The organism is Lactobacillus melliventris (genome assembly GCF_042679465.1).
GTDB classification, from domain to species: Bacteria; Bacillota; Bacilli; order Lactobacillales; family Lactobacillaceae; genus Lactobacillus; species Lactobacillus melliventris.
Window position 1 is genome coordinate 233,819 of record NZ_JBHTMT010000002.1, and the last position, 23,865, is coordinate 257,683.

A 23,865-nucleotide genomic window follows, 5' to 3' on the forward strand; every position below is an offset into this window, starting at 1 on the left:
CTGGTATATTTGTGGGAAAAAGTAGCAAAAAGCATATTATCCTTAATGATATTTGTGCTGCCAAAAATAATTTTACTAACATGCTGCTAGTCGTGGCCAAGTGATCGACTATCCGAGAAAAATGAGGAAATGATCAAAGCCTGCATTAATTCCAAATCAATTTTGAATTAATAAAAATAAATTAAAAATATTGTTGACTTTTTATTAATTACATATTATATTAAAATTAATCATATATGATTAAGAGAAGTATATAATAATGCTTTTGCTGTCACAAATACTGTGCCAGCAGCTTCTGTTGGTAATTCTGCTTACGCTCAACTATCTAATGTCTTGAGTCAAGACATCGTAAACAAAATTGACCTATATGTAGAAGTGAAAAATAATAAATATGTTCTTAATGACGATGTTAAAAAGGTTATTACTTATGCTGAATATGTCTCTGCTCAAGAAGTAATAGCCCATACCAATCAACTTATTAATGGATCATCTTTTGTAATAAATAAAAGCACAAAAACTGCAACTCTAGAATTTGAAATTAATAATTCTGGAAAATCAGTTAGAGTTTTTATAGATAAACGCACTGCTAAAGCTGTTGCTTCAGGCGGTCTTACAGGTCTCACAGCTATTATCACCGCTGCTGTTGGCCCTGATGGAGGCCCTATAGTAGCTGCAATTGGTGCTTTTCTAAGTTCGACAATTGGTGACAATATTAAAGGTGGCGTTTGGTTTGATGTTAATTGGATACTTACTGGCATCAATCACTATCCAGTAATTACTCAGTGGGGCTGGCAATAATTCAATTTATAAAAGACAAAATGAATAGAAAGAAAAAGACTGAATCTGATTATTATGAATCGGTGAAATATCGTAACGCATTAGCGTACGGAATATCGACTGGAATTATAGTTTTCATATATCAAATATATTTATCACCTTACATAACTAATAGGTGGACAAATATTTTTGTACAATTTTGCATTATACTTTTGGATATTTTTATAGTTAATTGTGTGCTTCATTGGTATGACCGCAACAAAAAATAATTTAAATCAAATATTTTGTAGTCAATAAATGTGACGTATAATTAGAACTTAGACATCCAATTATTATGCAAAAGCCAATGTACGATTTTGATATTGATACGACCTCTGAAATTAAGATAATTTTTGAGGTCGTATTTTTATGGTTAAATTATCTTAATTTTGGTGGTTAACATTAATTACTAAACGATTTTTCGTATACTTTTTAATTTTAAGTTAGCACCAGTTGTTCATTAGATTACACCCCTTTTGGTCTTCAAAATAAACAGGATTTAACTAAGATTATGAGCGCAATTAAGCATAGGAGAGTCACACTGCATTTTTTCGTCTTTGCGAGGCTTTTTGAAGATTCTAACCTGTAGAGTTGATGAATAACATCATTCTAGAGCTTTATAAGTACCAAGGTGAGAGCGAACGTAAGAGAATTAAGGAGCGGAAACGGCAGGACACATCCCAATTGCTAAATCTGAGGACCGCTATCATGGTCGCAAGCCCAAATTCAATAAGAACAGTCTCCAATTGCAATACGCCTTTAAACTTTACCAAAGTGGTATGACTGATATTGCTGTCAGCAAGGTAACTGGAATCAATCGGATAACATTCAAACGATATAGAGAAAAATTAGGGATTACCCAGATAAGTTAATCAGGTTCTTGTGCAAGATCAGTTTAATCATGCTAGAATATAACTATAGAGAAAAAGAAGCCTTGCAAAAACAAGACTTCCTCTCTGAATTTCAAGCAGCCGCTTTAAAGGCGGTTAGCTAGATTATAGTTTGGTTAAAGACCAATCCCATAACGTGCTAAAGTTATTGTTGGGACGGTCTTTTTTTATTTGTGTTTGTCGATATAGGTCAACAAGACAATAATAAACGAGGCAAATGTCAGCGCTAATTCTAGCGCATGGTACACACTCAATAGCTGGACACCTTTCTAAAAGATTTCGTGCCATAGGCACCCTCTCCCTTCAAGTGAAACAGCCAGCCGCCCTCAAAACAATTTGCTATCAATTCAAACTTAATTATAGCAAGTATTGCTCTATTCCTAAATGATGATGTGAGCTCCAAATTTAGGACAACTTTTAGGAGCTCAGTACATATTAATTTCGTGTTTTTCTTATATTTAGTTATCTTTTTGCCCTGAAAAAGATAATTTCTCTTGCTGCAACAATTGGACCGGATGATTGATAAATCGTCAGATGCACTTTTTTAGCGCGCACATCCCGCAAGCCTACTACCTTGTTTTTAGTATCAGCCTTCCACTGTAAGTGGTCTGCATAAGTAGTGTAGTTTTCACCATCTGTTGAAACAGCAATTGAGACAACCAGAGGATCACCATTATGATCAATATTCCGGGGCACAAAAACCATTCTGCTTAGCTTTTCAACCTTTTCAAAGCTAAAAGTTAATTCCAGCGGTTGTTCAGGTGAAACAGTTTGGCTGGTTTGCCATTCGCTCGCCAATTTCAGGTCAGTCAAATAGGACAGGGGATGGTTTTCTTTACTATCACAGTTGCTGGTTACCTCAATGTTTTCAATCGCATAGTCTTTGGCAGCATGCTTGGTAATAACGCCGAAAAGGTCAGACCATTCAGAAACTTTATTTTTAATGGCATAACGCATTCTAATAATATAGCGGGTATTAGGCGATAACTCATGAAAGGTAAAACTTTTGCCGGTAATGCCAACATAAAGAAGATTATTAATTTCAATCTGCACGGCACTCTCATGAGGCCAGGCAAGTTCAAATGAATGAGCAGAAATTTTACTTGAATCAACTGCCGGTAGTTTTGGTGACGGCAAGACGCCACTGGTAATTTCGTGTACTAACACGTTTTTACCATAGTTGAAGTTACGGACTGTGATTTCTATTTCAGTGGCGGTAATATCTCTAGCGGCTAATTTTATTTGCAGCGCAGTCTGCGTGTTCTTATGGTATTTTTTAAACTCATCGAGGCCGTAATTAGTATTATAAAAAATACCTTCATGAGCATGATTGAAAGCAGCTAGCGAGCCGTATTCTTCTACGGGGACAACTTGATCATTAATTTTAATAGTTACAGCATCAGGGTAAGAATCGCACATAATTGTCAGACTGGTAGGTTGTTCAATGAATTTCTTTGTCAAGTTACCCTCAGTCGGTGCAATAGTGACCACCAGCTTTTCCTGTTCAACTTTACTGCAGATTTTAGTAGTGTAACTGTTACTTGCAGCAATTGTCCCATCATCGTCATAGCTAATGGCTTCACTCTGCTCTTGGGGATAAAGTAGAAAATCACGTTTATTCCAGTCAAAAATACTGCCACCCCGAACAAAAACCGGCAGATGCCATAGTGGAAAAGTTAAGTTATTGTAGACTTTGCCGCCTGCATATTTTTTACCGGTAAAAAGGTCGATCCACAGCGTTTTTTTGCCTGGCAAATATAAATTATCCTTACGAGAATCACCGTTTTTGTCTTCGCGACCATTCGTAATAGGAGCAACTAAAAGGTCGGGTCCCAACATAAACTCATTGCCAAACTGGGCTGTATAATTAGCACGCTCATCAGGAAATTCGCTGAACAGTGGCCGCATAATCAGCTCGCCGCTTTTTGCCCGTTCATTTAACGTATAAATGTAACTGGCTAAGTGCTGACGCAATTTAAGATAAGCCAGATTAATTTCACTTATTTTCTTATTATAAGCAAACGGGTTTTTACTGAAATTACCCTGATCATCAAAGTTAAATAGTAAAGCGGTAAAACTTTTCCATTCAAAGTCACGGACATTGATTTGAGCGTTGCCGCCGCCTTGCAGACCATCAACCGCTGCCCCAACTAAAGGCTGACCGGAAAGATTTGCTCCCAGTAATCCAGCAACTTGATTAGTAATATTGTCCCAGTTACCACCAACGTCGCCAAAAATTAGTGCGGCATTTTTTTGCATGCCAGCGGTGCCGCTGTCAGCCAGCACTAGAGGCCGCTCTTTTTGCGATTCACTTTGAAGTTTTGCTGTATCTTGAGCTGCTTCGCCAGCTGCAGTATAAGTAAAGGCGGTTTTTTCAGGTAGATCAACTTCACCCTGATGCCAAAATCCGGGATGAACACCCTGAGTTTGCGCGTATTCATTAAAGAAACTAAGTGCCTGCTCATTTTCGGGTTGCTCACCATAATTAGGGACAAACCAGCTTATTGGAAAATGCATGGCGTGATAGCGATCAATTAGCGCCCTTGCGGAAAACTGGTAGTTTTCTTCCCCATTAAGTGAGGCCTTACCAGAAGCGGAATTTTCATCTTTGGTACGGGTATAATAATTGTTGCCAATTTTGCTGGCATTACGTTCCTGGGCATGGCTTGGCTGCCATAAGGTCGTGCAGAAATTGCCGATATGGCCGAGACCAAAAGCATATTTAGGCAGTAACATCGGCTTGCCCGTTAAAGCGAAATAACGCTGTAAAATTTCCTTGGGTGTAGCGCCAAGGAAGTAAAAAGTGTCAAAAACAGCATCTTGATGAGCGAGGACGGTAACTCCCCGCTGGGTTTTACCGAAATCATAGCTTCCCGCTGCAGTGGTATTTCTTAATTCGCCATAACCGGCATTCGACCAGAAAAAGGGGACAGGCATGATCACGCCGCCTTTTCCCGTTATTTGATCATGCTTAATTGCGATTTTATGGCCTTTATGACTAAAATAACCGTTTTGCAGTCCACCACCGTAGAAAAATTCGTTTTGGTTTTCTGCTAAAAATTCTCGCGTTTCGTTTTCACTAAATTCGAGCGGTTGCGACTGACGCATCCTATTATGATGCAGCGATTCATCAAAAATACTGAGCACAGCCGGATTTTGACCGAAGATAATTTGATAGTTGCCTGTATGAATGATTAAAGAATCGTTGGTAGCTCTGACCTGAGAATTGGTAAAAGCAGTATTATCAAATTGCGCCAGCTGAATGTTTGCGACTTGATTTTCACTAAAATTTTGCTCTGGATCAATTAAAAGGCGAAAAATACCGTCAGCTAAGACGTAAAAGTGCGCAATTTCGCCAGTGGCAAAGTGTAATTCATAATAGTGGTCACACTTGCTGGCACCAGTAAGTGCTCCCAATGAGTGTTTATTTGTTTGCGTATTTTGAATCATGATTTTTGCTTCCTAATTAGTTACCTACACCACTATTATAACTAAAAAATTAAAACTTTCCGTACTATTTGAAATTGAACTGGTAAAGACCAGTTGATTAAGCTAAAATGAAACTATAAGTAAGAGGTTTATTTTATAAAAGAAAGGCCAAAATATTATGACTTATTATATTCATGCAGATAAATTCTTTCTTGAAAATGTAACTGAACAAGGTGGTTACTTAGAAGTACAAGATGATGGCAAATTCGGCTTTTATTATACTGAAGACCAAAAGCCGGAAGGTAAAATTGTCGATTATAAAGGTAAGTGGATAGCACCGGGACTTGTTGACACTCACGTTCACGGGTCACTAAAAGAAGACGTAATGAAAAGTGACTGGGCAGGAATTAACCACTTGTCAGAAGGCTTTTTGCGTTCAGGTGTTACCAGCTGGTTGCCAACGACTTACACTGCCGGTGCTGATACATTAAGCAAAATTTGTCAGATGTTTGGTGCCCATAAGGGTGAAGAAACTGGTGCTAAAATTCAGGGACTTCACTTTGAGGGCCCATACTTTACTGCGGAACATGCTGGTGCGGAAAATCCGAAATACTTGCTTGACCCTGATATTAACCAGTTTAATCAATGGCGCGAAGAATCAAAAGGACTTTTAAATAAAATTTCTCTTGCTCCTGAAAGAAAAGGTGCTAAAGAATTCATTCGTGCAGCTGTTAAAGAGGGCGTAGTTGTAGCTTTAGGACACTCAAGCGCTACCTTTGCAGAAGCTAAAGCCGGTGTTGAAGCTGGTGCTACTATGTTTACTCATACTTTTAATGGTATGCCTGATCCTTCACACCACGATACATCAATTTCCAACGCTGCAATGGCGCTGCATAACGTGACTGATGAGTTGATCTGTGATGGTCACCATGTTCAAAAAGAAATGGTACGAGCATTAGTTCAGCTTAAAGGTGCCGAACATATTTGCTTGATCACAGACTGTATGGAAGCTGGCATGATGCCTGATGGTGACTACATGTTAGGTGAGTTGCCGGTTTATGTTAAGGAAGGCATGGCGCGCTTAAAGGGTGGCAATAACTTAGCCGGCAGTATTTTACAATTAAAGACTGCTGTTAAAAACGTTGTTGACTGGAACGTTGCTACGCCGGAAGAAGCAATCATGATGGCCTCTTACGTACCGGCTAAGAGCGCTCATGTACTCGATAAATGTGGTTCAATTGCTCCTGATAAGGACGCTGATTTCTTAGTATTAAACCCAGATATGACTTTAAGTGAAACTTACTTAAATGGTGAGTCACGTTACAAAGCATAATATGACTAATCGATTAAATTATAAAAAGCCAATTCATCAAGTTGAATTGGTTTTTTGCTTGTTATTATTAACTATATTTAGCTCTTTATTATACACTATACGCTTTTACTATAAGTTAAATTAATTGCACTTTTTTCACCCCGGATATAGTCTAAGAATATAGTACGTGCTATTAATAATTAAATAGACGGAGAGTGAGAAAATGGCTAAAACAGGACAAGATAGGTTGAATGACCCGTTTTTGAATAAAGGGACTGCTTTTACAGAAGAGCAGCGAGAACAATATCATTTAGTAGGGATGTTGCCGCCAAAGGTGCAGACTCTTGAAGAACAAGCCCGCGAAGTTTATTTACAATACCAGGAAAAATCAACGAATCTAGAAAAACGGATTTTTCTGATGACGATTTTTAATACTAACCGCGTGCTGTTCTTTAAAATTTTTAGTGAACATGTCACTGAATTTATGCCAATTGTGTATGACCCGACAATAGCTGAAACTATTGAAAATTACAGTCATTTATTTGTTAATCCGCAATATGCCGCATTTTTGTCAATTAATGAACCGGATAAGATTGCAGAAACTTTAAGAAATGCAGCAGATGGCCGTGATATTAAGTTAATTGTAGTTACCGATGGTGAAGAAATATTAGGAATCGGTGACTGGGGCACTCAAGGCGTCGACATTTCTGTTGGCAAGTTGATGGTTTATACTGCTGCAGCTGGTGTCGATCCAGCATGTGTGTTGCCAGTAGTGCTGGATGTTGGCACTAATAACGACAAATTACTTAATGATTCGCTCTATTTAGGTAACCATCAGCGTCGGGTGAATGGAGATCCTTATTACCAATTTGTTGATCGCTTTGTGCAAACTGTAGAAAAGCTGTTTCCGGGACTATATTTACATTTTGAAGATTTTGGCCGGGATAATGCTGATAATATTTTAAAACATTATCGTGATCATATTCTAACCTTTAATGATGATATTCAGGGTACTGGCGTCATTGTTTTGGCTGGTATCTTGGGAGCCTTAAAGATTAGCGGACAAAAGTTAACCGATCAAAAGTACGTTTGCTTTGGTGCCGGAACAGCTGGTACAGGAATCGTTGAGCAAGTCTATGCCGAGATGCTGCAAGCAGGATTACAACCTGAAGAAGCACGCAAGCACTTTTACTTAGTGGATAAACAAGGATTGCTTTTTGAAGATACACCTGATTTAACACCAGCGCAAAAGCCTTTTGCAAGAAAACGTTCTGAGTTCAGTAATGCTGACCAGCTCAAAGACTTAAAGAGTGTCGTGCAGGCAGTTCACCCTGACATTTTAGTAGGAACTTCAACCCGTTCAGGTGCTTTCACTCAGGATATTGTGACGGAAATGGCTGCCCATACCGACCGGCCAATTATTTTCCCATTATCAAATCCAACTCAATTGGCGGAGGCAAAAGCAGAAGATTTAATTCATTGGACTAAGGGCAAAGCCTTGGTAGCAACTGGTATTCCTGCTGATCCAGTTGAATATGAAGGAACCAAGTACGAAATTGGTCAAGCCAACAATGCTTTGGTTTACCCCGGACTTGGTCTTGGTGCTTTAGCTGTTAATGCTAAGATTTTAAGTGATGAAATGATTAGTGTAGCAGCCCATTCACTTGGCGGCATTGTTGATTCCAGTAAACCCGGTGCAGCCGTGTTACCACCTGTGGAAAAACTAAATGTCTTTTCCCAAACTGTAGCAAAAGCTGTGGCTAACAAGGCCATTGCCGACCATCTTAACCAGAACGATTTTCAAGATGGTGAAAAAGCTGTAGCAGCACTTCGCTGGACGCCAGAGTACGCAGATGAGCAGGAGTGAGAATAAATGCAAGCCTTTATTACTTCATTAACTAGCGTTGTTGAACTGCTACTTGTAATTGCTTTAGGGTATTGGTTGCGCACCAGTGGCAAACTAGGCGATCAGTTTAAAGGCAATATTTCTTATTTGATTATGAATATTGCTCTGCCTGCTTCAATTTTTGTTTCTGTTTTAAAATATTTGAATCGACAAAAATTGTTCGGTTTAACAGGTGGCTTAATTTATGCCATTATCTGCTTTGCCCTAAGTTATTTGTTTGCCTGGCTATTATGCAAGGTTTTGCGAATTCGCAAGGGTCGTCGTGGTACTTTTATTAATGCCATTACGAACGCCAATACTATTTTTATTGGCCTACCATTAAATATTGCCTTATTTGGGCAAAAAAGTATGCCATACTTTTTAATTTATTATGTTTTAAATACTGTTTCTACTTGGGCAATTGGTGTCTTCTTCATTTCTAGTGATGATCCGACCGCACAAAAGAACAAGCAGCAAAAATTTAACTGGAAAAAATTGTTGCCAGCGCCATTAGTGGGATTTTTAATAGCTTTGATTTGCTTACTGGTTGAAGTCCCAATTCCTGGCTGGATTACAGCCGTGTTAAGCATGGTCGGTGGTATCGTTACCCCAATGTCGCTCATCTATATTGGTATTATATTGGCAGATGCCGGTTTAAAGTCAATCCACCTTGACCGCGATACCATTTGGGCATTACTTGGCCGCTTTATCTTAGTACCTGCTTTAATGATGATTTTAATTGTTGTTGGTGCAAATTGGCTACCGCCTTTGACTGGTTTAGCTAAACAAACATTAGTTGTGCAATCAGCTACTCCTGCTTTGGCAGTTTTGCCAATATTAGTTGGTGAATCACATGGGGATGTGCAATACGCTACCAACGTTGTGACCACCTCAACGGTCTTATTCGTAATTGTTGTTCCACTAGTTTTGGAAATTACTCAAATGTTAATATAATTAATAAAAATTTTGCAATATAAAACCCGTCTTTGATCGTATAAATAAGGCGGGTTTTTATTGTGTTATTTCTGCTTTTATTAATTTTAATATGATCTGCTTTTCGCAGTGGATCCCACAGAAAAGGGAAAAATTTATTATGCAAGTTGTTAACAATTACTTTGCTCATACGGCTAGCAAAAACTAGTTGCACTACTTAAATTAAAATATAATTATGTTGTGCAAAAAAATATAATAATGGGTGCTTAATATTGGAACATAGAGAATTAGTCAAATCAAAAGATATTTCTGATAAGGGATTAAAAGCAATGGATGAATCTGTTGCTAATTTAAAAAAAGGAAAGGTGTCCGCACCAATAGATTTATCAGACTTTTAGATGAATAGTATATTTAAAAAAATTGCTAGTTTTGTGAATGTAAAGATTTATACATATAAAAATCCTCTTAGTTAAATTGAAATCTAACTAAGAGGATTTTTAGCTTTAATTATAGTGAGTTTTGCAAGCTATAATAATTAATCGCTCATTTTTAACTGTGTAAACTAATCTATCTACATTATTTATTCTTCTTGACCAACCAATTTGATATTTTAATTTTTCCGGCTTGCCAATTAACATATTCATTCCAAGCTTCATCTAAAAATTCTACTGTCATTCTTTCTTCTGCTCACTACTTAAAAGATGATGTGAATGGATATCCTGATTATTGTTAATCTTTTTGAAACGCTGATTTAGTTCAGCTTGATTTTCCTCACTATAAAATGGATCCCTAACTTCAAACGGTAAACCACCTTCAGCAATACTTTTCTTTATAAATATATTAATGGCAGTCGAAAGATTAAGGCCTAGGCTGTTAAATATTTCTGTAACTCGGTTTTTATCTTCTGAATTAACTTTAACTGAAATCGAAATTTTGCTTTTTTCTGGACTTAGCATTATTGATTACCTCATATGCATAGTAGCACTTTAGATGTATTATGAAGTATAGTTAATTGCTTTAAATTTACATATAATGTACTAGCTAAATTATTGTTAGTAAACATTTATAAAAAACGAAAATCAATTACAGTTTAAATAAATTATTTTATGGTTTTACCAAATCTTTTTTGCATTTTATTGCTGGTATAGCCCAGCTTTTCGTAAAATTTATGAGCACGTAAACGTGATTCTCCTGAATTTAACCTAATTTCTTTCATGCCTAAATTTTTAGCCTGCTTTTCCAAAGTTTGCATAAGTTGACTGCCTATGCCTTTCTTTTGGGCAGAAGAATCTACGGCTAAAGCTAAAACGTTGAACATGGGGTCAAAGTAGGTTTCTTCAAAAACTTCTGCATGCAAATAACCTTCAACTTTTTGGGTATTATCATCTTCAAAGACCCAGAGATAGTGGTGTTCAGGATCATTTAGCAGCCTTTTAATGTTGGCAGCCGTTTTTTCGACAGGATAATCATAACCTAGTTCAATTTGATTGATTTTTTGAATAGCAGTACTGTCAGCTACTTGGCATTTTCTAATCATAAAAATTCCTTTCTTATATTTTTTACGTGATAAAGCTATTTTAGCGCTCCCAATATTGATTAAAAAGATTTATTTACATAGTAAAAATGCGCTCATTTTAAACTTGGATTAGCTTAGTATAATGTAGTAAAACCGTCTCTTATCATTGTCAAAAATGTATTTTAGTTTTTAAGGAGAGAAACAAAATACTATATAGTGGAAATAATCAAAATAAGCCATTGATTTGGCAATAATACTCTATAGTTATTCAATATGCAAACAGTATTTGTTATAATTAATTTAGAATTCAAGCAAATTGTTTTGAGGGCGGTTGGCTGTTGATCCGGAAAGGAGATGGTGCCTATGGCACGAAATCTTTTAGAAAGAGAAGCAGTCAATGAGCGTTTACCAGGCATTACAAATAATGTTGGCATTCGCCACGTTTATTATTGTGTTGTTGGATTATATCAATAATCACAAGAAATAAAAAAGACCGTCCCAATCATACTTTAGCTAGTTGGGGATAGTCTTCTATTACCTAGACAGCTAACCGCCTTTAGAGCGGCTGCTTGTTTTCAAAGAGGTCTTGTTAGTGACGAGGCCTCTTTTCTTTACAATTACATTATATCACGACTGAATTAATTTAGCACGGTGAACTGAGTAATGATTGCGACTAGCATAGCTAGAAAGAGAAACAGTCAATGAGCGTTTACCAGGCATTACAAATAATGTTGGCATTCGCCACGTTTATTATTGTGCTGTTGGATTATATCAATAATCACAAGAAATAAAAAAGACCGTCCCAATAATACTTTAGCCAGTTGGGATAGTCTTCTATATTCCTACTCAGCTAACCGCCTTTAGAGCGGCTGCTTGTTTTCAAAGAGGTCTTGTTAGTGCAAGGCCTCTTTTCTTTACAATTACATTATATCATGACTGAATTAATTTAGCACGGTGAACTGAGTCAGGGATTGCATGTTGCCATTTATAATCGTTTTTTACAGTTACAAAATAGGATTAAGGAAAAAATTAGTGCTAACGGGAAATTGTTCAGTATAAATATTAAAAAAAATAAAATTATCTTATTGACTTTTAAAGATTAAAACTTTATTATTTTGGTTATCTAATATTTATTTTTTATTAATTTAAAAGCCTGAGTTTTGAAGTTAACCCCTAGAATTGGACGTTAACATTATTTTAATAATTAAGCTAAAAATTTCTTTACATGGCTTATTGGACAAGCTTAAGAGCAATATTGAATTTAAAAATGAGTATACATACTATAAGTGAAGAACTAGACTAACAAAATGCTATTTAAAAAATATTGAAAGGAAAGACAATGATTATAAAATACTCACACCCATGGAAAATAGCCTTATACGTTTTTTTTGCTTTTTTGAAATCGCTTCAGGTTGTTTTTGTTGCCTTCATTTTTCAAAAATTTATTGATTTCGCCCAAAAGCCTCAAGGCAGCTTAATCAAGCTGACTGTCTTTGCTGTTTGTGGTCTGCTAATATTTGGAATAGTCGGCGTTATATATCAGTATTTCTATTATAAAATTATCGAAGAAATTAATCTTGCCCTGAAAAGTGCGTCTGCTAATTATTTAGTGAATAGCTATGCTGGTCATGACGAAATTGACAGTTCATTTATGACTAATGACCTCAAGCAAATTGAAACTAATAGTATTGAGGCAGAGCTTTCAATTATTTCTGATTTAATTCAATTTCTGGCGGCTGTAATCTCTGCATTTGTTAGTTCTTGGATTATTGCATTGGTATTTTTAATAGCTTCATTTACTCCTGCCGTTATCCAATCTGTTTTTGGTCCTAAGATCGAAAAAAATTCTGAAAAGTGGGAAAAATATAATAGCAACTATACCAATACCGTTAATGAAACTCATTCCGGAGCGGAAATGGCTAATATCTATGATGTTCAATTTTCAATGGTTAACAGGCTGATTAAAGCGGCGAAGCTGATGGAAACGGCTCTTTTCAAAACCAATTGGACTAAAGGCATGTCTAATGAGATGACTATGATAGTAGCATATATTTTCAGTATGTTCCTTCCTTTTGCCATTGGTATTAGTTTCATTGTTAGCGGTCGGCTGACTTTAGGCACTTTTATGATGATTTCACAACTGGCTAATAATTTTATTAATCCTGTAGTTGGTATTTTTGGCTCAGTTAACGATATTAAAACGGCAAAACCGATTTTGCAAAAAATCAAAAAAATCGACTTGCTAATAAAGCCGCAGGGTAGCAATACTGCAACTGCTCCAGACACTTTCCAATCATTACAATTGACTGATGCTGGAGTTAGCCAGGGTAAACAGAAAATTTTTGCCAATGTTAATCTAAAAATTGATTCCGGAGAAAAAGTTCTCCTGCAAGCTCCATCAGGTTGGGGGAAATCAACTTTACTGAATGTATTAATTGGTAATCAACAACTTGATTCTGGATCTTATGAAGTTAATCATTCTGAAGTAAATGGTAATTGGGCAAAATTACACGAGTACTTCTCCTTTATTCAGCAAAAGCCTTTTATTTTAGATGATACTTTAAAATACAATATTACTTTAGGTCGCCATGTGTCTGAAGAAGACTTAAATTATGTTGTTGAACAAGCCGGCTTAACTGATCTCGTAAACGAAAAGGGCTTAGACTATCAGCTTGGGAAAGGTGGTAGTAATTTATCTGGTGGTCAAAATCAACGAGTTGAAATTGCACGAGCATTAGTATCAAAAAGACCGATATTATTAGCTGATGAAGCAACTTCATCTCTTGATCAGAACTTATCTTTGCAAATACACCAAACTATTCTAAGTGAGTTTAAAGGAACTGTGATCGAAGTTGCTCACCACATTTCAACCAACGAAAAGGAAATGTTTGACCAAATAGTTGACTTGGCAAAGCAATCTTAATTCCAAGTTATCGTGAAGTAAGAATCTAGAGAAAAAATAAAAGAAATCTATAATTTATCCTGTTGATGACTTATCCATGTAATAAGCTGTTAACAGGTTTTTTATTGCATAAAAAAGGTGAATATATTTCTCTTGCTCCTTGTAATACAAAACCAACACTACTCAATTTTTTTATCGTAGATAAAAGTATTAGATATACTGCCGGTAAAGTAGAACTAATAGCAAGGAAGCTTGTTACAGAGCTAAAAACGAATTTTTTCTTTAATTAATAACCTTAAAAAATAATTTACCTTGATGTCATCTTAGAATAATAAATTTGATAGGCTTTCACATAGGTTAATGCTAAGCTAATGAATTAAAGCTGAGCTGGAACTATTTAAATTTAAAGGTAGATAAAAAATAACTTCCCTATAATATGGAAGTTAATCAAAATAAGCCATTGATTTGGCAATAATACTTTATAGTTATTCAATATGCAAACAGTATTTGTTATAATTAATTTAGAATTCAAGCAAATTGTTTTGAGGGCGGTTGGCTGTTGATCCGGAAAGGAGATGGTGCCTATGGCACGAAATCTTTTAGAAAGAGAAGCAGTTAATGAGCGTTTACCAGGCATTACAAATAATGTTGGCGTTCGCTACGTTTATTATTGTGTTATTGAATTATATCAATAATCACAAGAAATAAAAAAGACCGTCCCAATCATACTGTAGCTAGTTAGGGATAGTCTTCTATTTTTCACATAGCTAACCGCCTTTAGAGCGGCTGCTTGTTTTCAAAGAGGTCTTGTTAGTGCAAGGCCTCTTTTCTTTACAATTACATTATATCATGACTGAATTAATTTTGCACAACGAGCTGAGTAGTGAGTAGAATCCTAATTAATAAAGTATCTTATAAAGAAAATCAGGCGAGTTTTCATAAAAATCTAAATAACCACTTCTTTGTGGCTATAAATAGTAGTTCAATGAAAAATCAGAATCACATAAAGAACAATAAAATGTTAAAAATCAATGAAAATTCCACAAATATTATATATACATGGGAACCTTTCTGCTAACCTTATAATTAAGGACATGAATTTCTTAATAAGTTAGTCTAAGTGATAAAAAATATAGTCACAAAATGCTTAAAACTTTGATTTCTTTTTATTAAAATTAATGACTAAATAGGACTGACTTTTAGCGATTAAACATCCAGGATTTATGTTAAACATGTGAGTAATTGACGCATTCTAAAAAAACTAAAAGTGGGAGAGCTTTTTATGGAAATTATGATCTGCTATGCCATTGTTATGATATTCATACCTGTTGGAACTGTAAGTTTGTTATATATGATTTATATCATCTCAAAAGCTTGGCATAAACGTAGTCTGGAATTACGAAAAGAAATCGCAGCGTTTACAGTTGAGCTTTCAGCACAGCCTGGAATTGAAAGAGAATTGATAATGATAAATGTCTGCCCGTTTATTGCAATTATTGCTCTAGGATTAAGTTGGGTTTGTTTTACATCAGATGTTGGTATTCTATGTATAGGAAATTTGATTTTTATTGCCGCCTTATTAGCAGAAATATATATGAGTGTAGATATAATTAAAAAAATAAGAAAGCAGTTTACAAGTACTTCCTATATTCATAATGCAAAACGGGCAAAATTAGTATGGCGATTATATGTCACTAGCCGCGTTTCTTTTATAGTTGGTTTTACTGCAGGTACTTTCTTTATCTATTCAGTATATGGCTGGTAGACGAAACTGAATTGTGAAAAACTCTAAGCAGAAGATATAAGTTCTGCTATTTTTTCAGATTGCTAAAAATTCAGTTTATTACAAATTTGACCGACTGCTCAAATTAAAAGTATGAACTATGATTAGATTATTAAAATGATAGACAAATCTACTAATAAAACCAATATAAATTTTGGCTAACAATTCGTGATAGAATGGGTTAATTATGACAGAAAAAGATAATCAATCAAAACGACTTTATCAGATGAACGCTGCTCAGTTCTTTACAAGTTTGCAAGGGTTCACAACGCCGAAATTTCAATTTTATCTTGTTTAGATAATTTAGTCATAAAAATGACCCTCAAATTTGTCATAAATTTGGGGGTTACTTCATTTAGGCTTTCGAGACTTCTTTTTTTAATATGCCCTGATTCTATTAAGTGGCCAGTAGCGATACTTGACTACACCCTCTATTTTGTTTCTGGGGATGGCTCCTATATAGCGACTGTCCTTTGAAACACTTCTATGGTCACCCATTACGAAATATGAACCTTTAGGAACCTCATTAGTTTTTTTCATTTTTTTCAGTTGCGCAGAGGAATAGATACTTTTGTATTCTTTAGTTTTAGCCAAAGACCGAATTGAGAAATTTTCCGTATAAGAATATTTCGTACCATAAAAGCCATCTTCATTATCTGTAAGCTTAAAGCCGGGCTTTAAAAAGTCCTGATTTATTTTTTTACCGTTAACATAAATTTTATTATCTTTTGCAGTTATAGTGTCACCTGGCAATCCAATAATTCTTTTGATATAAAAAGAATTGCGTTCATCAGGAGCTTTTAAAATAACAACTTCGTTTCTTCTCAATTCGCTATTTCGATCGGCTATAACTTTTTCTTGATTTTCAAAAGTGGGTTGCATTGAGATCCCAGATACAGAACACTTAACTATTAAATATTTTGTTAGTAAAAAGTTACATAAAACAAAAATAGCAAAAAAAACTATTACATATCTTAGAAATTCGTAGATCTGTTTTGATTTTTCTTTTGTTTCGTTATTTTGATCGTTTTTCATTATTCAGTCCCACTGCTTAAATTAATATTAATGTAAAAATTATAGACTTATAAATAATAAAAAGTCAAAAAATTTTTTCAATTACTATTAGCTTAAGTAATGTTAATTGAAATAGCTTTTCCTAATTTTATATAGTCATTCACACTAAATCCTTAATATTACTTTTTCATAAAATAGAAAGACTATTTTTGCATAAGTGATCAAGCAAACCAGTTCTATCCTTTAATGCTCTTATTTAACAATAAAATTAGCTATTTTTTATTTTGCTGATAAAAACCAATAAAAAACTGAATTTATCTATGATGCATAAATTGGGCGTAGTGGATAGAAAATTTGTCTGCGGCTACCTCTGTGAATAAGCTTGTCAGTCATAATCTGTACATCTAAAAATAGCTTATGAAATACTCCATAATAGTTAAATTACTTCTTAACTATTGTGGAGTATTTTTAGTATCTAATAATAACCACTTAATTTTAAAAAACTACCTCTTAGAAAATAAATATATACTTTAAAATAAAATTATGATTAAATTAAAAGAACAAACAGTAACGGGAAAGATTTAAACAAGATAAATCATATTGCTTCTATGGAACAAGACCATTTTAGCAAAATATGTTAAATATAAATGAAAGGTAAAACCAATTATGAAAAAATATTTTGATAACAAAAGCATAATCTTATGTTTTTTGTTAACTCTGATCGTAGGTCTTGCTACTCCTTTTAATACGTGGTCTTACTCACAAATCTTTGCCATGGTTGAAGCTGGTGATAAAAGACGAGTAGTTCTTGAAGTCTGTTTGATTGTTCTGGTTATTTTCTTATTAACCGTTGCTCGCTACTTTTACGAGCGAACACTAAATCGGAATATCTTCCTCTTCAACAAGAACGTGCGTAGTGATCTGTTATCTTCCGATTTCGTTAAACAGAAGGGACCGGTTTCTGATAAGCTGTCATTTGTCACCAACGATTTAGAGTTGGTAGAAAATAATTACGTTAAAGAAGTATTTAACTTAATTACTTGTGTTGTTAACCTGCTACTTTGTTTAGTTATGGCAATAAATGCAAACTTTATTCTAACTTTTGTTTTCATGCTTTTTTCAGTTATTTCGGCAATTGCTCCAGAAATTATGGCCAAACGAGTTATGGAAAGCTCTAGAGCCTGGAGTGCTAGTGTCGGTAAATACACAGGATTTATGTCGGATTACCTCAAGCACATTGACTTGATTCTACATTATAATGCAATGCCTTTCTTTTTACTGAAAGGTAAGAAGGCAATTACCGAAACTGCTGCAGCCAAACAGAAACGGGAAAATACGATTGCCATGAGCAATTTACTAGCTGGGATTCTGGCTTATTCCTTATCATTTTTGCCCATTGGAATTGGTATTTTATTTGTTTTAGACAAGCGCTTGCCCCTTTCTTCCTTTATCATGGTTCAGTATTCCAGTTCTTGGATCGTGAATTCTATCTTGGCAATCAACCAGTCAATGACAACGATTAACTCGGCCAAACCCTTGTTAACAAAACTGGCTAATATCAAGGAATTACCACAGTCCGCTCTCAGTGACGAGATGACCACAATAGACTTCAAAGACTTGCAGCTCAATGATGTGAGTTTTGGCTATCAAAATAAGACTATTATTCAAAATGCCAGCTTGACAGTTAATCGCGGCGATAAAATTCTGCTAACTGGTCGTAGCGGGCAGGGTAAGAGTACACTGCTCAAATTAATGGCCAATATAATCCATCCAAATAAAGGAACCGTTGAACTCGTTGAATCAGATGGCAAGGCTATTACTCCACAGCCTGACTACTTTGGAGAAGTCAACCAGGATTCCAATATTTTTCACGACACTCTGCGCTTTAACTTGACTTTGGGACGCAACTTTTCTGAGCAAGAGATTGAACGTGCTATTCAAAAAGCGGGTTTAACACCATTAATGCAAAAGATTGGTCTTGATGCCGTAATTAAGGAAGACGGAACTAACTTGTCGGGTGGAGAAAAGAAACGAATAGAAATTGCTCGTGCCTTTTTATACAATCGCAACTTTTTACTGATTGATGAGGGTACCGCATCTCTTGATCCCCAAACTGCACATGAAATTCATGAATTGATTTTGTCTTCCAACTTAACCGTGGTTGAAATTGATCACCATATTCCAGAGGACTTGCAAAGTAAGTTTACGCGTTCTTACAAGTTGGAAGATAAGAAGCTAAGCCTGATTAGTTAAAAGTATAGGGATAAAGTAGACCGGATTTTAACTGTTAATTTAATGATTTAGTTATGGAAAAGTAATTAAGTCACTATTTAAAAATAGCAGGGTTTATCAAAGCTTTAAACTGCTTAACATTGTGAAAAGAATGATCAATAAAGGAAATTATAAATTCACCTGAAACAAGAAAAATTATGTAATTGACCATGTGTGGCATTCAACGTACAATGATAATGAGGTGATAAAAATGGCTAGAATAGAAGCTAGAATTGATCCAGCTATCAAAAATAAAGCGAAAACAGTACTTGCCAGCCATGGCTTAACAATTTCAGAATTTGTTAGAATGACGGTAACTACTGTGGCTAATCAGGGCTTACCAAAATATTATTCTTTACCTAACCAAGAATTATGCAGTTCGTTAGAAGAAATGCTTGATGATTTATCTGGAAAAGAAAAGTTGCCAGAAGCTCATAATTTTAAAGAATTAGAAAAGTCACTCAATTCAAATGAATAGTTGGATCTTATATGATAAATGGATAAAACAGTCAAATATACTAAGATATTTAAAAAGCAGTTAAAAAAGCGAAGGCAGGATCCGAAATGGCATTCTGTATTTAATGGATCTCTTCCACAAGAGCTTGATAATCAGGAACGAAGTCCTTGGGAATTCATTATTCAATGTTTGATAGAAGATAATAAAATACCTAATTATTTTCATCCGCATGCTTTGGAAAATTTAATCAATATAAAGAAACAAATTAAAAAACAACTAAGCGATAAAAGAGCAACAGTAATTATTCTGGAACTTCATTTTGACGGTTATAGTGGTGACCATTTATTAGTATATGCTCCTACACAAGAAACAGTTTTTTTAATTGGTATAGGAACGCATAGTGAATTATTCAAATGAGGTATCTATAAGAGTTAGAAAAAAAGTTATTCCAAGCCAATAGAAAATACTCATTTTAATATGATATACAACCAAAATTAAAAAGAAATAGAAGAAGGAAAATAATAGCTAACCTTTTTTATTAAAATGCCCTAGAAAGTTAATCAGTTGATTAGCGCCTAGAGCATTTTTGCTTTAACTAAAGAAATTTAATATTTTAATTCTACTGATCGTATTTTTTAAATCCTATACAAGTGGTAGTATTGGTGTAAGCTATTTCATTTTTAAGAAGTGCGAGTGTAAACAAATAAGGAGAGAACAATTGCATTCTAAAGCGGTAGACTCAAAAGCGTCTCTTGTAAATTTATTTTGGGACCAATTTTTATTTTTGTGGCAACTAATAAAAGCGCACTTTCTTTTTTGGTTAGGGTTAATAAGCTTTGTAATACTGATGTTGAAACTAATGCCTAATTCCGCTATAGTTCCTCTTTTTTTCATGGGTGTTGATTTTAACGCTGTTAAATCACGCCAAGTTATTTTGCCTGTTTTTTGGTTTGTTTATTTTGTGATGCCACTATTAATAGTCTTAAGCAGTTTTAAACAATTGTGGCAAGCAAGGGGAATGCAATTGCGAGGACTCAGATACTCACCCTTAAGTTTCGCTGCAGTTAACGTTGGGTTAATGGGATTAATCACCATCATTTATGTGGTACTAACAGAAGGAATCATGACTTTAATGACTGACTTTTCTTGGCTAAGAAATTTTAAGCTATTACAATTTCACGGATTACCAGCTTTATTAGTATTGTTTATTATCAACTTTTTAGGAATATTTCTGTTGTTGATAATTCAGGCCACTATAGGTCGCTTCAATGCTCCACTGGGCATAATTATTCCATTTAGTTGGCTTATAATGACTGTTTATACCACTTGGAAATATAATCCGCTCAATAGTTTAATGTTGCTGCGGGTCAATAAGAACAATATTCTGTTGTTACTAGTTACAACGCTATTAATGCTAATCGTCTATTTAATTACTAATCGTTATAGTGAGCTGGATTATTAAAAGTCTAATTCTACTATTTTTAACAATACTAAAATGATACTATTAATGTATAGAATTAAACGATAATTAAAAAATAAGAAACAAAAACTGGCTATTTATAATAGTCAAATTAATTCATTTTATTGCTGCCGCTGTCCTCACTCTTAAAAAGAAGGTCTTTATGAAACGTCTATTTTGGAATCAATTACTATATTTATGGCAAATAATCCGCTTCCGTTTTATTTGCTGGCTAAGTTTGATTTGCTGTTCAATTATTTTTCTCAGTGCGCAGCTAATTAACAGTCCACATACTTCTATATTTAATCTTTTCTTTGCCGATACCAGTCAAGGTGCATCTTTTATTTTTATTTTGTGGCTGGTCTATTTCTTAATACCGCTGCTTATTATGCTAAATAGCTTTAAACTACTTTGGCAAACTACCGTTATGCACCTAAGAGGATTACAAATTCCACCGAAAAATTTTACTGTTGTCACTATGTTATTAATGGGAGTAATAGCTTTTGTCTATGTATTTGTTACACTTTTAGTTATGTTGCTTGTTACGGCTTTATTTAAATTGCCCTCTTTGTCTTTTTTTCATTTAGCTGACTGGCAGGCGATCCCACTACTTTTCATCAACAATTTTTTAGGAATATATCTGACACTTCTTTTGCAAGGTACAATTGGAAAGTTTAATTCGGCCTTGGGTCTGATTATTCCAGCTTCACTTTTGATAATGACATCTCTTTTAAAATGGCAATTAAATCCTTTGAATTGCTTGATAATTATGAGATTTAATTTCCCCGGCTTTTTATTATTATTGCTGGCAACTTTGATTATGGTGATTGTTTATGGGATTATTGACCATTTCTTTAGTGTAGAGTAAGGAGTAAAAAATGAGTTTTATTGAATTAAATGAAGTAGGAAAAGTAGTGAAAAGACGGCCACTATTGCATGATGTTAGTGCAGAGATTCCGGAAGGCAGTATTACTGTTTTAGAAGGAATAAACGGTTCCGGTAAAACGTTAATCTTAAAAACGATTTTAGGTCTAATAAATACCAGTGGGGAAGTCATAGTTAATGGTAAGAAGATGAAGGTCCAAGAGCCTTATCCTATTAAAGCGGGAATTTTAATTGAAAATCCCAGTTTAATAGAAGAATTTACTGCTCGTAAAAATTTAGAACTACTAGCGAAATTAGATCCAGATATTCAAGAAAAGCAGATTAATGATTTATTGGCATACTTTGATTTAACCAGGTTCCCTAAACAAAAAGTTAAGAAATTTTCACTGGGGATGAAGCAGAAATTAGGAATTGCGCAGGCTTTTCTTGGAGCCTATCCGTTAATTGTTCTGGATGAACCCACCAATGCGCTGGATCATGAAAGTATAGGTAAATTAATCAGATTGATTGACGGCTATAACCATAAAGGTTCAACCTTTGTTATTGCTTCGCATGATCATGAGTTTGTGAACAAAGTCGCCACGCAAAAGCTATATGTACAAGAAGGAACAATAAATCATGAAAAATAAAAAATTATTATGGAGCTTCTTCGTGGTAATAATAATTGTAGTTGGCTGCGTGGGCTTTTATCGCTACAACCAGGTAAACGCCCATCCTCAGCAGTATGGTGTGACTAAAGAACAGCTTTTTCACAAAAATGAATTGGTAAAAGCCTATCACGTTGACTTTATTGTTCATAAAGCTGCAGTTAAGAAAAGTAAGGACGCTGTACAAGCCAAAGTCAAATTTAATATACGTCAAACTGGTCAGTCATTCTATGGCGAGAGAAAAAACAATCCTAATTTTAGAGAAAATATGTATCTAAATAATCCTTATGGTACAAGCAGTCCTTCGATAAAATTGTATGATAAAAGTCACCACAGTATTAATCCTGATAAAGCATTAGCGCACGGCAAGCAGCCTTTTACAATATTTTTTACCATTCCGCGTTATTCATATGACATGCGCAATCAAAAATTACGTTTCAGTTTCTTGGTACCAACTAAGAAGCACTATGTCAAATATTCGCTTCTGCTAGAATAGGGAGAATAAAATGAAATTTTTGTGGTCACGTTTGAATAAATTATGGTTATTTTTGGCATTGGCAATAGGAATAAGTATTAGCGTTGTACAGTGTGCTGTTTCTGTGTCTAAATATATTCCTGCGACAAACTCACCTTATACTATGTGGATATCAATAGATGGATTTACTTTTGTACCTACTATATTTTTTATCTTGTTACCTTTAATAGCAAGTTTACCTGCCAGTACATTGCTAAAAGAAGATTTTACCAACGGCTATTTTTATAAATTAAAGATGGAGAAGTCCATTAAACAAATCTTGTTAGGATACCTAGAAATCGCATTTATGACCGGCTTTATTGTAATTGCTGTTCCTTTACTGTTTAACTTTTTATCTTGGTTTATGATATTGCCTAATGTTAAGCCCGATAATTTACTTAATATTAATATTGGTGCCAGAAATTTTACTATGCTGTTTGTCTCCCTTTATTATTCCCATCCATTTGTCCACGCTATTTTGTCAATTATGTTTTCTTCTTTTTGGGGTGGATTGTTCGCTGTATTCGCAATGGTTACTTCTTTGTGGATTAAAAATAAGTTTGCTGTCATGTGTACAGGTTTAGTTTTGCAAATAATTTTATTATTAATGAATGCAACTATCCATTTGCCATACTTTATAAGTTATTCACCTGCTGATTTCTTACGTGAACTCCCTGGAATTATGACTAACATCTATGTGGTGGTGTTTATGACTGCAATATTATTACTTTATTGCATGATTATGTTTCATGTAGATGAAAAACGATTAGCAGAGTTATAAAAAGTGAAAGGAAAAAGGATTAAGTCCAAATGTTAAGGGCCTAATCCCTTTTAATATGCTTTCATTCTATTAAGTGGCCAGTAGCGATATTTAACAACGCCTTCAATTTTACTTCTAGGGATTGCGCCTATATAACGCCTATCTTTTGAAACGCTCCTATGATCACCCATTACAAAATATGAACCTTTGGGAACTTTGTTAGTACTTTTCATTTCTTTTAATTGAGAAGGGAAATAAATACTTTTATATTCTTTTGTTCTTGCTAAAGAACGAATTGAAAAGTCAGCAGTATAAGAATATTTAGTCATGAAAAAAGTGCTCCTAATAGTCAGATTAATGTCTAACTATTATGGAGCACTTCAAATCTAGAG

The 23,865-nt window shown here is 34.6% G+C and carries 26 protein-coding genes; 19 read left to right on the forward strand and 7 right to left on the reverse strand.

Annotated elements, in window-relative coordinates:
• The first annotated feature begins 282 nt into the window (after window positions 1-282).
• The gene (locus ACFQ32_RS03840) at window positions 283-798 is read left to right on the forward strand and encodes a hypothetical protein (protein ID WP_046325608.1); all 516 of its coding nucleotides are present in this window, start codon (window positions 283-285) and stop codon (window positions 796-798) included.
• Window positions 799-1,562: 764 nt separating this feature from the next.
• Window positions 1,563-1,688: a hypothetical protein gene (locus ACFQ32_RS03845; protein WP_379906999.1), complete on the forward strand. Its 126-nt coding sequence runs from the start codon at window positions 1,563-1,565 to the stop codon at window positions 1,686-1,688.
• A gap of 185 nt (window positions 1,689-1,873) precedes the next feature.
• Here ACFQ32_RS03845 and ACFQ32_RS03850 read toward each other — a convergent pair whose 3' ends face one another.
• Both ACFQ32_RS03850 and ACFQ32_RS03855 read right to left on the reverse strand, forming a co-directional pair.
• Window positions 1,874-1,954: a putative holin-like toxin gene (locus ACFQ32_RS03850; protein ID WP_366125493.1), complete on the reverse strand. Its 81-nt coding sequence runs from the start codon at window positions 1,952-1,954 to the stop codon at window positions 1,874-1,876.
• 214 nt (window positions 1,955-2,168) lie between these two features.
• Window positions 2,169-5,156, reverse strand: coding sequence for a TIM-barrel domain-containing protein (locus tag ACFQ32_RS03855; protein ID WP_046325607.1), 2,988 nt, complete (start codon window positions 5,154-5,156; stop codon window positions 2,169-2,171).
• Between the two features lie 157 nt (window positions 5,157-5,313).
• On the opposite strand from ACFQ32_RS03855, the gene nagA reads away from it, so the two are divergent.
• The 4 genes from nagA (at window position 5,314) to ACFQ32_RS03875 (ending at window position 9,663) form a co-directional block, all read left to right on the forward strand.
• Entirely contained in the window at window positions 5,314-6,468 is a 1,155-nt protein-coding gene (nagA, locus tag ACFQ32_RS03860) for an N-acetylglucosamine-6-phosphate deacetylase (protein WP_046325606.1), read from the forward strand.
• 202 nt (window positions 6,469-6,670) lie between these two features.
• Window positions 6,671-8,314, forward strand: coding sequence for a malolactic enzyme (locus tag ACFQ32_RS03865; RefSeq protein WP_046325605.1), 1,644 nt, complete (start codon window positions 6,671-6,673; stop codon window positions 8,312-8,314).
• Window positions 8,315-8,320: 6 nt separating this feature from the next.
• Window positions 8,321-9,286, forward strand: coding sequence for an AEC family transporter (locus ACFQ32_RS03870; RefSeq protein ID WP_046325604.1), 966 nt, complete (start codon window positions 8,321-8,323; stop codon window positions 9,284-9,286).
• Between the two features lie 251 nt (window positions 9,287-9,537).
• Window positions 9,538-9,663 carry a hypothetical protein gene (locus ACFQ32_RS03875; RefSeq protein ID WP_255524987.1) on the forward strand — a complete coding sequence of 42 codons (126 nt, stop codon included), beginning with the start codon at window positions 9,538-9,540 and terminating at the stop codon, window positions 9,661-9,663.
• Between the two features lie 105 nt (window positions 9,664-9,768).
• Here ACFQ32_RS03875 and ACFQ32_RS03880 read toward each other — a convergent pair whose 3' ends face one another.
• The 3 genes from ACFQ32_RS03880 to ACFQ32_RS03890 all read right to left on the reverse strand — a co-directional run bounded on the left by ACFQ32_RS03880 (window position 9,769) and on the right by ACFQ32_RS03890 (window position 10,802).
• Window positions 9,769-9,867 (reverse strand): type II toxin-antitoxin system YoeB family toxin, encoded by a 99-nt coding sequence (locus tag ACFQ32_RS03880; protein WP_265667639.1) that lies wholly within the window; start codon window positions 9,865-9,867, stop codon window positions 9,769-9,771.
• Window positions 9,868-9,936: 69 nt separating this feature from the next.
• Window positions 9,937-10,221, reverse strand: a complete 285-nt coding sequence (locus ACFQ32_RS03885) for a type II toxin-antitoxin system RelB/DinJ family antitoxin (protein WP_046325603.1) — start codon at window positions 10,219-10,221, stop codon at window positions 9,937-9,939.
• Window positions 10,222-10,364: 143 nt separating this feature from the next.
• Window positions 10,365-10,802, reverse strand: coding sequence for a GNAT family N-acetyltransferase (locus tag ACFQ32_RS03890; protein WP_046325602.1), 438 nt, complete (start codon window positions 10,800-10,802; stop codon window positions 10,365-10,367).
• Between the two features lie 403 nt (window positions 10,803-11,205).
• Between ACFQ32_RS03890 and ACFQ32_RS03895 the strand changes: the two genes are divergently transcribed.
• The 5 genes from ACFQ32_RS03895 (at window position 11,206) to ACFQ32_RS03915 (ending at window position 15,448) form a co-directional block, all read left to right on the forward strand.
• Window positions 11,206-11,268, forward strand: a complete 63-nt coding sequence (locus ACFQ32_RS03895) for a putative holin-like toxin (protein WP_366125402.1) — start codon at window positions 11,206-11,208, stop codon at window positions 11,266-11,268.
• 214 nt (window positions 11,269-11,482) lie between these two features.
• Entirely contained in the window at window positions 11,483-11,572 is a 90-nt protein-coding gene (locus ACFQ32_RS03900; RefSeq protein ID WP_081945396.1) for a putative holin-like toxin, read from the forward strand.
• A gap of 548 nt (window positions 11,573-12,120) precedes the next feature.
• Window positions 12,121-13,704 carry an ATP-binding cassette domain-containing protein gene (locus ACFQ32_RS03905; protein ID WP_046325601.1) on the forward strand — a complete coding sequence of 528 codons (1,584 nt, stop codon included), beginning with the start codon at window positions 12,121-12,123 and terminating at the stop codon, window positions 13,702-13,704.
• Between the two features lie 624 nt (window positions 13,705-14,328).
• On the forward strand, window positions 14,329-14,391 hold the full coding sequence (locus ACFQ32_RS03910; RefSeq protein ID WP_379907017.1) for a putative holin-like toxin: 63 nt from the start codon (window positions 14,329-14,331) through the stop codon (window positions 14,389-14,391).
• Between the two features lie 574 nt (window positions 14,392-14,965).
• Entirely contained in the window at window positions 14,966-15,448 is a 483-nt protein-coding gene (locus ACFQ32_RS03915) for a hypothetical protein (protein WP_046325599.1), read from the forward strand.
• Window positions 15,449-15,844: 396 nt separating this feature from the next.
• On the opposite strand, the gene lepB (ACFQ32_RS03920) is transcribed toward ACFQ32_RS03915, so the two are convergent.
• Window positions 15,845-16,501: a signal peptidase I gene (lepB, locus tag ACFQ32_RS03920; protein WP_046325598.1), complete on the reverse strand. Its 657-nt coding sequence runs from the start codon at window positions 16,499-16,501 to the stop codon at window positions 15,845-15,847.
• A gap of 645 nt (window positions 16,502-17,146) precedes the next feature.
• Between lepB (ACFQ32_RS03920) and ACFQ32_RS03925 the strand changes: the two genes are divergently transcribed.
• From ACFQ32_RS03925 to ACFQ32_RS03960, 8 genes are all read left to right on the forward strand, one after another.
• The gene (locus ACFQ32_RS03925) at window positions 17,147-18,733 is read left to right on the forward strand and encodes an ATP-binding cassette domain-containing protein (RefSeq protein WP_046325597.1); all 1,587 of its coding nucleotides are present in this window, start codon (window positions 17,147-17,149) and stop codon (window positions 18,731-18,733) included.
• A 229-nt stretch (window positions 18,734-18,962) separates the two neighbouring features.
• Window positions 18,963-19,229 (forward strand): type II toxin-antitoxin system RelB/DinJ family antitoxin, encoded by a 267-nt coding sequence (locus ACFQ32_RS03930; RefSeq protein WP_046325596.1) that lies wholly within the window; start codon window positions 18,963-18,965, stop codon window positions 19,227-19,229.
• Between the two features lie 18 nt (window positions 19,230-19,247).
• Window positions 19,248-19,625: a type II toxin-antitoxin system YafQ family toxin gene (locus tag ACFQ32_RS03935; RefSeq protein WP_046325595.1), complete on the forward strand. Its 378-nt coding sequence runs from the start codon at window positions 19,248-19,250 to the stop codon at window positions 19,623-19,625.
• A gap of 442 nt (window positions 19,626-20,067) precedes the next feature.
• Window positions 20,068-20,670, forward strand: a complete 603-nt coding sequence (locus tag ACFQ32_RS03940; protein WP_143444029.1) for a rhodopsin — start codon at window positions 20,068-20,070, stop codon at window positions 20,668-20,670.
• 160 nt (window positions 20,671-20,830) lie between these two features.
• Window positions 20,831-21,535, forward strand: a complete 705-nt coding sequence (locus tag ACFQ32_RS03945; RefSeq protein WP_052724671.1) for a hypothetical protein — start codon at window positions 20,831-20,833, stop codon at window positions 21,533-21,535.
• Window positions 21,536-21,545: 10 nt separating this feature from the next.
• Entirely contained in the window at window positions 21,546-22,181 is a 636-nt protein-coding gene (locus ACFQ32_RS03950) for an ATP-binding cassette domain-containing protein (RefSeq protein ID WP_046325593.1), read from the forward strand.
• On the forward strand, window positions 22,171-22,695 hold the full coding sequence (locus ACFQ32_RS03955) for a hypothetical protein (protein ID WP_046325592.1): 525 nt from the start codon (window positions 22,171-22,173) through the stop codon (window positions 22,693-22,695). The genes ACFQ32_RS03950 and ACFQ32_RS03955 overlap by 11 nt, the downstream gene beginning before the upstream one ends.
• Before the next feature lie 10 nt (window positions 22,696-22,705).
• The gene (locus ACFQ32_RS03960) at window positions 22,706-23,494 is read left to right on the forward strand and encodes a membrane protein (protein ID WP_046325591.1); all 789 of its coding nucleotides are present in this window, start codon (window positions 22,706-22,708) and stop codon (window positions 23,492-23,494) included.
• Window positions 23,495-23,544: 50 nt separating this feature from the next.
• Here ACFQ32_RS03960 and lepB (ACFQ32_RS03965) read toward each other — a convergent pair whose 3' ends face one another.
• Window positions 23,545-23,802 (reverse strand): signal peptidase I, encoded by a 258-nt coding sequence (gene lepB, locus ACFQ32_RS03965; RefSeq protein ID WP_052724670.1) that lies wholly within the window; start codon window positions 23,800-23,802, stop codon window positions 23,545-23,547.
• Between the last annotated feature and the right edge of the window lie 63 nt (window positions 23,803-23,865).

Bases quoted from the DNA above. Each gene is read 5' to 3' on its own strand.
- ACFQ32_RS03950 (WP_046325593.1), top strand. From the start codon at position 21,546: ATGAGTTTTATTGAATTAAATGAAGTAGGAAAAGTAGTGAAAAGACGG.
- ACFQ32_RS03955 (WP_046325592.1), top strand. From the start codon at position 22,171: ATGAAAAATAAAAAATTATTATGGAGCTTCTTCGTGGTAATAATAATT.
- ACFQ32_RS03865 (WP_046325605.1), top strand. From the start codon at position 6,671: ATGGCTAAAACAGGACAAGATAGGTTGAATGACCCGTTTTTGAATAAA.
- ACFQ32_RS03940 (WP_143444029.1), top strand. From the start codon at position 20,068: ATGCCTAATTCCGCTATAGTTCCTCTTTTTTTCATGGGTGTTGATTTT.
- ACFQ32_RS03890 (WP_046325602.1), bottom strand. From the start codon at position 10,802: ATGATTAGAAAATGCCAAGTAGCTGACAGTACTGCTATTCAAAAAATC.
- ACFQ32_RS03855 (WP_046325607.1), bottom strand. From the start codon at position 5,156: ATGATTCAAAATACGCAAACAAATAAACACTCATTGGGAGCACTTACT.
- ACFQ32_RS03960 (WP_046325591.1), top strand. From the start codon at position 22,706: ATGAAATTTTTGTGGTCACGTTTGAATAAATTATGGTTATTTTTGGCA.
- nagA (WP_046325606.1), top strand. From the start codon at position 5,314: ATGACTTATTATATTCATGCAGATAAATTCTTTCTTGAAAATGTAACT.
- ACFQ32_RS03885 (WP_046325603.1), bottom strand. From the start codon at position 10,221: ATGCTAAGTCCAGAAAAAAGCAAAATTTCGATTTCAGTTAAAGTTAAT.
- lepB (WP_046325598.1), bottom strand. From the start codon at position 16,501: ATGAAAAACGATCAAAATAACGAAACAAAAGAAAAATCAAAACAGATC.
- ACFQ32_RS03925 (WP_046325597.1), top strand. From the start codon at position 17,147: ATGAAAAAATATTTTGATAACAAAAGCATAATCTTATGTTTTTTGTTA.
- lepB (WP_052724670.1), bottom strand. From the start codon at position 23,802: ATGACTAAATATTCTTATACTGCTGACTTTTCAATTCGTTCTTTAGCA.
- ACFQ32_RS03870 (WP_046325604.1), top strand. From the start codon at position 8,321: ATGCAAGCCTTTATTACTTCATTAACTAGCGTTGTTGAACTGCTACTT.
- ACFQ32_RS03935 (WP_046325595.1), top strand. From the start codon at position 19,248: ATGGATAAAACAGTCAAATATACTAAGATATTTAAAAAGCAGTTAAAA.
- ACFQ32_RS03930 (WP_046325596.1), top strand. From the start codon at position 18,963: ATGGCTAGAATAGAAGCTAGAATTGATCCAGCTATCAAAAATAAAGCG.
- ACFQ32_RS03905 (WP_046325601.1), top strand. From the start codon at position 12,121: ATGATTATAAAATACTCACACCCATGGAAAATAGCCTTATACGTTTTT.
- ACFQ32_RS03900 (WP_081945396.1), top strand. From the start codon at position 11,483: ATGAGCGTTTACCAGGCATTACAAATAATGTTGGCATTCGCCACGTTT.
- ACFQ32_RS03945 (WP_052724671.1), top strand. From the start codon at position 20,831: ATGAAACGTCTATTTTGGAATCAATTACTATATTTATGGCAAATAATC.
- ACFQ32_RS03915 (WP_046325599.1), top strand. From the start codon at position 14,966: ATGGAAATTATGATCTGCTATGCCATTGTTATGATATTCATACCTGTT.